Raw genomic sequence first — 907 nt, forward strand, 5'->3', positions numbered from 1 at the left:
GTAACTGATTAAAATTAAGATCGATATGATTAAGCTTTTAAATCCTTCCTTTGCGAATTTCTGCCAGGTTGCAGGTCGATAAACCTGATTCATTCCTAAACCACTGAGATGTTTTAATTCTCCTTTGGTTATTTCTAAGCCTTGAAGTTCAGAGCGCATGGAGGATAATCGACAAGGATGCCCATATAAACTGTGTTTAATTTTAGCAAAAGGTGACGGTTATTAAGTTTTGCTTTTATGGTCTTGTGCAAAAGGAGTCATCATTTGACCTCGTTTCGCTTGTTGAAATGCCCATTCCGGGGTGAGGGGAAGGGCTTTTTTTTCTTCGGAATAAGATAGATTTAGCTGGACTAATTCATCGAGTTCTTGTGTTAAGCTGCGTCTTTCGACAAGACATCGCAGTAAAAAGGCATCATAACGATCGCCGATTTGTTCATAAACTCTAGAGGCGGTTTGATTATTATTGGCTCTTTCGTTTGGATTTAAAAAAGTAAGTAAGGGGGCTAACCCGGCGACTAAAACTGAAAGAATAATTTGAATGATTTTTCCGGAGTTACTACCCGTTTGACCGAGTTCTGAGATGGCTTGCACCCCAGCTAAAGCCGCAAAAACGGTGCTAGGAATCCCAATATACAGATGAGTATTTGACCAACGAATTGACACTAAAACGTGCGCTCGACTCAAAATTCGACACACATTGCGGCGATCTTCTGCGCGTGCCATGATATCTTCTCGTTGGACTGAAGAATCAGCATGAGGAGGGGTACTGACTGGGGGAGGAACATTAACGTTGGGATTATCCTGATTGATGAGATCAGGGTCGTTTGTATTCGTCATTGATCGTAAATTCTGGGGTAAATGGGGGTAAAGTTTGGTCAACGCCTGCGAGTTGTTTTTCTAACTCTGC

1 protein-coding gene is annotated in these 907 nt (G+C 41.7%); it reads right to left on the reverse strand.

Annotation, left to right across the window (positions count from 1 at the left end; genetic code table 11):
- Positions 1-222: 222 nt before the first annotated feature.
- Positions 223-837, reverse strand: a complete 615-nt coding sequence (locus tag M595_RS27985; RefSeq protein ID WP_023065992.1) for an SLATT domain-containing protein — start codon at positions 835-837, stop codon at positions 223-225.
- Positions 838-907 lie beyond the last annotated feature (70 nt).

Origin of the sequence: Lyngbya aestuarii BL J (genome assembly GCF_000478195.2) — a bacterium.
Lineage (GTDB): Bacteria > Cyanobacteriota > Cyanobacteriia > Cyanobacteriales > Microcoleaceae > Capilliphycus > Capilliphycus aestuarii.

Bases quoted from the DNA above. Each gene is read 5' to 3' on its own strand.
- M595_RS27985 (WP_023065992.1), bottom strand. From the start codon at position 837: ATGACGAATACAAACGACCCTGATCTCATCAATCAGGATAATCCCAAC.